Annotated in this window: 5 protein-coding genes; 1 reads left to right on the forward strand and 4 read right to left on the reverse strand. The window is 74.0% G+C overall.

What is annotated here, in order from left to right; all coding sequences use genetic code 11:
• Window positions 1-716: 716 nt before the first annotated feature.
• Entirely contained in the window at window positions 717-2,276 is a 1,560-nt protein-coding gene (locus DVA66_RS14660) for a sugar transferase (RefSeq protein WP_114560754.1), read from the reverse strand.
• 190 nt (window positions 2,277-2,466) lie between these two features.
• On the reverse strand, window positions 2,467-4,266 hold the full coding sequence (locus DVA66_RS14665) for a glycoside hydrolase family 15 protein (protein WP_114560755.1): 1,800 nt from the start codon (window positions 4,264-4,266) through the stop codon (window positions 2,467-2,469).
• 45 nt (window positions 4,267-4,311) lie between these two features.
• Between DVA66_RS14665 and DVA66_RS14670 the strand changes: the two genes are divergently transcribed.
• The gene (locus DVA66_RS14670; protein ID WP_114560758.1) at window positions 4,312-5,133 is read left to right on the forward strand and encodes a spermidine synthase; all 822 of its coding nucleotides are present in this window, start codon (window positions 4,312-4,314) and stop codon (window positions 5,131-5,133) included.
• Between the two features lie 12 nt (window positions 5,134-5,145).
• On the opposite strand, the gene DVA66_RS14675 is transcribed toward DVA66_RS14670, so the two are convergent.
• Window positions 5,146-6,276, reverse strand: coding sequence for a hypothetical protein (locus tag DVA66_RS14675; protein ID WP_114560756.1), 1,131 nt, complete (start codon window positions 6,274-6,276; stop codon window positions 5,146-5,148).
• Window positions 6,277-6,389: 113 nt separating this feature from the next.
• The gene (locus tag DVA66_RS14680) at window positions 6,390-7,190 is read right to left on the reverse strand and encodes a DUF2510 domain-containing protein (protein WP_114560757.1); all 801 of its coding nucleotides are present in this window, start codon (window positions 7,188-7,190) and stop codon (window positions 6,390-6,392) included.
• Between the last annotated feature and the right edge of the window lie 56 nt (window positions 7,191-7,246).

Below are 7,246 nucleotides of genomic sequence, written 5' to 3' on the forward strand. Positions count from 1 at the left end.
CCCTCGGCGACCGCCAGCCGCGGCGGCGCGCCAAGGCCCGCGTCGCCGGCACCGGCCGGCGCCGGCTCTTCTGGCCCGCCAGCCCGCTGGCCGCGCGGACCCGGGTCTGAGACTGCCCGTCACCTCGGGTGACGGGTCTGGACACCGGCGGGGCCTCCCTCCCGGGGGGAAGGAGGGCGGCCCCGCTGGTGCGTCCCCCCGCGGCCGAGCACTCGTCCACGCCGGACCGGTCCCAGCGCCCTGAGCCTGTCGAGGGGCGAGTTCCCGCGACCCATCCCAGCGCCCGGAGCCTGTCGAAGGGCGATCTCCTGGTAGCGGTGCGCGTCGAAGGGCGAGCTCCCGTCACCCGGTTGTCGAAGCGCTCCCCCGCAGGGTGGCGCTCGGTACCGTGTCCGCGTCTGAGCCGATCGCCCGACCGGTATCCCTCGCGAGCAGCCAAGGCGGCGCCCCGGCCCTCGGGGGATCACGGCGGACAGGTGCGGATGCTCGCCCTTCGACAGGCTCAGGGCGTTGGGGTGGTCGGCGTACCGGTCTTGAGGGCCGCCCTTCGACAGGCTCAGGGCGTTGGGTGAGCCCGGCGCACCGGCGGCCGACGTTCACCTGCGGATGGCCACCAGCGGGGCGTCTTCCTGGGGGGAACGGAGTCGGCCCCGCTGGTGGGTCTGGGTGACTGGCGCGGCTTCGTCCCCCTCGCGCGCCGCCGGTCGGCTTCGGTGTCAGTAGGCCCCGCGGCGGGCGAGGACGGCGAAGGCGGTCTTCCACAGGATCAGCAGGTCCGAGCCGAGCGACCAGTTCTCGACGTAGCGCAGGTCGAGGCGGACCGAGTCCTCCCAGCTCAGCGCGCTGCGGCCGCTCACCTGCCACAGCCCGGTGAGACCGGGCACGACCAGCAGCCGGCGGCGCACGTCGCGCTCGTACTCGGTCACCTCCGTCGGCAGCGGCGGGCGGGGTCCGACCAGCGACATGGTGCCGAGCAGCACGTTGATCAGCTGGGGCAGCTCGTCCAGGGAGGTCCGTCGCAGCAGACGTCCGACCGGGGTGATCCGCGGGTCGGAGGCCATCTTGAACAGGGGTCCGGCGCCCTCGTTGGCCGCCTTCAGCCGGGCCAGCATGGCCTCGGCGTCGACGTGCATCGAGCGGAACTTCAGCATCGTGAAGGTGCGCCCGTTGCGTCCCACCCGCACCTGGCGGAAGAAGGCCGGACCGCCGTCCGACAGCCGGATCGCCAGCGCGATGCCCAGCATCAGCGGCGCGCCGACCAGCAGCCCGAACGCCGACAGCAGGATGTCGGTGGCGCGCTTGGCCACCGGCCGCCAGCCGGAGAAGTGGGGCTGCTCGATCTGCAGCAGCGGCAGCCCGATCATCGGGCGCAGGTGCATCCGCGGGCCGGCCACCTCGACCACGCCCGGGTGCACCAGCAGGTTGGTGTCGAGGTTCTCCAGCGACCAGGCCAGCTCGCGCAGGTAGCTCGGTGACTGCCCGCTGGCGACCGCCACCCGGCGCACCCCCAGCGCCATCACCACGGTCCGCACGTGCTCGGTGTCGCCCAGCACCGTCAACCCGGCCTCGCGAGCCGCGGCCACCTCCTGCCGCGGGACGCAGTAGCCCACGACCCGCATCCCGGCGTCGGGCTCGCTGAGCAGCCGGTCGGCCAGGTCGGAGACGTGGGCGAGCGACCCCACCACCAGGGTGTCCTGCAGGTAGTGGCCGTGACGGCGGGCCGCGTGCAGCCAGCGGCGCAGCGCCAGCCGGGTGAGCAGGGCGAGGACGGTCGCGGCTGCGGTGGCGACCAGGACGCCGGTGAGCACCAGGCTGCTCTGCAGCAGCGCACCCAGCAGGGCGGCGCCGATCAGCGTGTGGGCCGCGGAGCGGAACACCGAGCGGAGCTCGTCGCTGCCCACCCCGAGGCGGAACGACTCGTAGCCCCGGTTGGCCGTCAGCACCCCCACCCACCAGGCGGCCAGCAGGACCAGCCCCCAGGCGGGCAGCGCGCCCAGCCCGAGCAGTTGGCCCAGCTGGGTGGTCGCCAACCAGGCCAGGGCCGCACCGGCGACGTCACCGGCGAGCAGCAGGGCCCGGTAGCGGGCGATCCCGGCGGTGCCGTGGCCGTGCCTCAGCGGGACGGTGCGGACGGGCGCGACCGGGCGCTCGACCAGGCTGACCGTGCTCGTGACCGGCTCGACCTCGGGCGTGCTCGCCCGCGGAGCGGTGATGGATGTGACCGATGCGTGGCCGCCCGCGGCGTGCGCGGATACGGCTGAACCGACGTGTGGCATGCCGACATGTCCTCTTCGAACTTGCCTCCCCCGAGGCACACCGTGTCCCCCGACCTGGTGCAGTCGACACAGTAGGCCAGGGGTCGACGCCGGTGGGGTGATCTGTGAGGAATTCACCCAAAACGGCGGCGGTCTTGAGAAGAGCCTGAGCGTCCCCCGGTGGGGACAGTCGCGGGAACCGGTGGCCTGTTCAGGCCCCGTCGGGCTGCCCGCCGCGGGCCCTGGCGATGGCGTCCGCGGCTCGGACCAGGCCGATGTGGGAGAACGCCTGCGGCAGGTTGCCGAGCTGCTCGCCCGTGCTCGGCTCGAACTCCTCGCTCAGCAGCCCGACGTCGTTCGCGGTCGCCACGAGCCGCTCCATCAGCTCGGTGGCACGTTCCAGCCGTCCGGTGCTGGCCAGCGCCTCGACCAGCCAGAAGTTGCAGATGAGGAAGGGGCTCTCCTCACCGGCCACCCCGTCGTCGGCCACCCCGACGTCGTAGCGCAGGATCAACCCGTCGCGGGCGAGGTCGCGCTCGACCGCCTCGATGGTGCCGACCATCGCCGGGTCGTCCCAGGCGACGAAGTCCACCAGCGGCAGCATCAGCAGGGCGGCGTCCACCCCCGGACGGTCGTAGGACTGGCGGAAGCTGCGGGCCTCGGCGTCGTAGCCGTGCTCCCAGACGTCGGCGCGGATCCGGTCCCGCAGCTCGGCCCACCGCTCGACCGGGCCCTCCAGCCCGAACTGCTCGCACGCCCGCACCCCGCGGTCGAAGGCCGCCCAGACCATCACCCGGGAGTGGGTGAACATCCGCGGCTCGCCCCGGATCTCCCACAGCCCGCAGTCCGGCTCGTCCCAGTGCTCGGCCAGGTAGGTGAGCATCGCGCGCTGCATCTGCCAGGCCACCGCGTCGACCCGCAGCCCGGACTCCCGCGCCCGGTGCAGCGCACAGCTGACCTCGCCGTAGACGTCCCACTGCCGCTGGAGGTAGGCACCGTTGCCGACCCGGACCGGGGCCGACCCGCGGTGCCCGGGCAGCGAGGTGATCTCGTACTCGGGCAGCCGCCGCTCACCGGCGATGCCGTACATGATCTGCATCGCCTCGGGGTCCCCGGCGATGGCGCGGACCAGCCAGTCACGCCACTCCTCGGCGGCCTCCACCGCCCCGTGGGTGAGCAGCGCGTCGATCGTCAGGGCGGCGTCGCGCAGCCAGACGTAGCGGTAGTCCCAGTTGCGCACCCCACCGAGCTGCTCGGGCAGGCTGGTGGTCGCCGCGGCGACGATGCCGCCGGTGTCGGCGTGGGTCAGCGCCCGGAGCACCAGCAGCGAGCGGCGGACCTCCGCCGACCACGGCTGGTGGTCGTGGTGCACCGACTCCGCCCAGGCGTGCCACTCCTCAGCCGTCTCGCGCTCGGCGGCGTCGACGTCGATCGGCGGCGTCATCGGCAGGTGGGAGGCCTGGTGGGTGAGCACCAGGTCGACCACGTCCCCGGCGGCGACGTCGACCTCGGCGGCGTGGCTGCGGTCGTCCGCGGCGTCCAGGTGGCTGCCGCGCAGCACCACCATGTCCGGTCCGGCGGTGGCCAGCAGCGCGTCGTCGCCCAGCTCGGGGGACTGCCGCACCCACGGCACCGCACCGGCGTAGTCGAAGCGGAAGCGCACCTCCTGACGCATCCGCACCGTCCCCGAGAGGCCGCGGATCCGGCGCACCACGTGGTGCCCGGCGTCGCCCAGCGGCATGAAGTCGCTCACCTCGACCACCCCGTCGGCGGTCTCCCACCGGGTGAGCAGGGTGAAGGAGTCGCCGGAGTAGCGCCGGGAGGTGCGGGCCGCCGGGTCGGTCGGGGCCAGCGTCCAGTGGCCGTGGCTGTCGTCGCCGAGCACCTTGGCCAGCAGCGAGGGGGAGTCGTAGCGGGGCAGGCAGAGCCAGTCGATGCTGCCCCGGCGGCTCACCAGGGCGGCGCCGCGGCGGTCACTGAGCAGGGCGTAGTCGGAGATCGGCTCGGCCATGCCGACACCCTATGAGGGCGGGTGCGGAGGTCTAGGGTGCGGCAGGTGACCGAGGACCGTCCCCGCTCCGAGCTGGTGCCCGACCGCGACGTGGCCGGGGCCTTCGTGGTCCGCACCGGGGAGACCGAGCAGTCCTGGGTCGACCCGGAGGACCCCACCCGGCTCGAGTTCGACTACGTGCAGCGGATCGCCGACGCCCTGGACGCCTGCGCGCCGGCGGGGGAGCGGCTGCGGGTGGTGCACATCGGCGGCGCCGGGATGACCCTGCCCCGCTACGTCGCCCACACCCGTCCACGCTCGGCGCAGATCGTGCTGGAACCCGACGCCGAGCTCACCCAGGTCGTCCGGGAGCGGCTGCCGCTGGGCCGCCACAGCGGGATCAAGGTGCGCGCGGTCGATGGGCTGAACGGGATCGCCGCGATGCCGGCCGACTACGCCGACGTCGTCGTGCTGGACGCCTTCGTCGGCGGGCAGGTGCCACCGGAGCTGACCACCACCGAGTTCCTCGCCGACGTCGCGCGGGTGCTGACGCCGGCGGGCACCTTCATGGCCAACCTGACTGACCTCGCCCCCTTCGACTACGGCCGACGCGTGCTGGCCGGCATCGCCGAGCACTGGCCGCACCGGCTGGTCAGCAGCGAACCGGCCACCCTCAAGGGCCGCCGCCTGGGCAACCTCGTGATGCTCGGCTCGGCCCGGCCGCTGCCGGTGGAGGTGCTCAGCCGCAAGGCCGCCGGCTCGGCGTTCCCCTACCGGCTGGTGGTGGGCGACGCGCTGGCCAAGTGGCTCCGCGGCCAGCGCCCGTTCACCGTCGCCGACGCCGCCCCCTCCCCGGAACCCCGCGGCGGTCTCACCCACTTCAGCTGAGCCGAGCGTCGGTCACCGCAGGCTGCCGGTGAGGGGGTCGTAGGCGAGCACCCGGCTGCTGGTCTCGGCCGGGTCCTGCAGGCCGGTGGTGCGCACCGTCGTCCGGCCCAGGCGCACCTCGTCCTTCGTCTCGATCCGCAGCCACGGCCGCTCGTCGCGCAGCACCGTCACCTCTCGCACCAGCGAGCCGCGCTCGCCGGCCGCGATGGCGTAGACGGGGCCGCTGGGCGGGGCGATGTCGATGCCGCCGTCCTCCCGGATCGTCATGGTCGCGACGAGTTCGCCGCGCCCGCCGTTGGCACCACCCTGGAAGTCGTAGATCGCGGCGGGGTCGCCCACGTAGTGCCTGAGCCGGCCCAGACCGGTGACGTCCATGCCGTTGTAGAAGTTGCGCGCGTCGGCGTCCAACCAGAAGTGGGTGTTGTGGGTGGGGCTGTTGAAGCCCGGGCCGGAGTTGTAGGTGATGTGCCAGTGCGGTGGGTTGTCGGCGTGCAGGGTGTTGTTGGTCTCGAAGCCCTGGACGAACCAGCGGTGGCCCTTGGCCGCGGCCGCCGCCTGCAGCCCCGACGCCCGCAGCACCGCGGAGGCGGCGAAGAGCTGGTGCACCTGCGAGCGCACCTCCTTCTCGGGCCAGGCGACGCCCGTCCACGGCCCGGCCACCCGGTCGGGGTCGTTGTGCTGGAGGTTGAACTCCAGCCCGGCGGTGCGCTCGACGTAGCTCCAGATCTGCAGGGTCGGCTGGTTGTCGTTGGCCGTGGCGCGGGTGATCGGCAAGGTGAAGGTGAAGCGGTCCCACTCGCGGCGGTCGCGGCGGACCGGCAGCCGGGACTCGAGGTAGACGACCGACTCGACGAGGACGCCCGGCCAGGTCACCTGCACCTCGATGCCGGCGGGGTTGGCCGGGCCGGTGACGAATGTGTAGTACTCCAGGCGGCTGGCGACCGAGTAGCGGGTGCCGGCGAGGATGCTGTAGCCCTCGGGCAGCGTGATCTCCGGCGTGGCGGGCTCACCGGCGGCGGCCCGGACGAGGCGGAACGCCGCGACGGCGGTGGTGGCGGCCGAGGCGGTGGCTGGCACCGCCAGGGTCAGCCCGGCGGCGGCGGTGCCGGCCAGGAGGGCGCGTCGGCTGAGGGTCTCGCTCATGTCGGCTCCGGGGTCGGGGTCGGTGGTGGGGGCTGCTGGTAGCAGACCGTGCGCCGGTGACGTCCGGCGTTCGATGCGCTGACCGCGAGGAGAACGTTGCGCGACCGGGCGGCTCAGGCGTCGACGCGGATGTCGTCCAGGGCGGCACGGAGGACGGGCTCCCGGTCGCGGGCGATCGCGGGGAGGTCGACCACCACCGCGCCGGCGGTGCCGTCGCCGAGGTCGACCAGGACGAGCACGAGCCGCTCGGAGGTGAAGTCGAGCCCGGGGACGTCGAAGGTCAGCTCGGACTCCAGCACCCAGGCGGGGTGGCCGTCGACGGTGCGGGCCTCGTCGACGAGGTCGGTGCGCTGCACCTCGCGACCGGGGTAGTACTCCGCGACCAGGCACGGCATCACCACGTGCACGCCCTGCTCCGGGGTGAAGAAGCCGTCGCCAGCGACCATCGTGCCGACGTTGAGCGAGACGATCCAGGACGGGTCGGTGTCGACCAGGATCTGCTGGCGCATCATCTGCCGGCCGAACGGCACCCGGTTGTCGGGCTGGGTGCTCCACTCCGGGCCCAGCTCCGGCACCGACATCCGTCCACTGGTGACCCGGCCGGTCTCGGTCTGCGGTGCCGGGCTGGCCACCGAGGTCGGCATCGGGCACACCTGGCGGGTGGACTGCCCATCCGGGGCGGTACCGCCGGTGGGCGGGCGGACGACCTGGGTGACGACCACCGCGACCACGGCCACCACCACCGCGACCGCGGCCAGCAGCACCACCAGCAGCCGGCGGACGCCGCGCGCCCGGGGCGGTGGGGCGGGGTCAGGGCCGGCGGGGCGCACCAGCCCGGTCCAGGCACGGCCGTCCCACCAGCGCAGCTGGTCGCGCTGCCCGCTGGGGTCGGGGAACCAGCCGGCCTCCGGCACGGGCCCAGGGTAGTGCGGCCCCCGCGTCGCGCCCCGGACCGGCGTCGCCCCGCCCG

The organism is Desertihabitans aurantiacus, assembly GCF_003344635.1.
Taxonomy (GTDB): Bacteria; Actinomycetota; Actinomycetes; order Propionibacteriales; family Propionibacteriaceae; genus Desertihabitans; species Desertihabitans aurantiacus.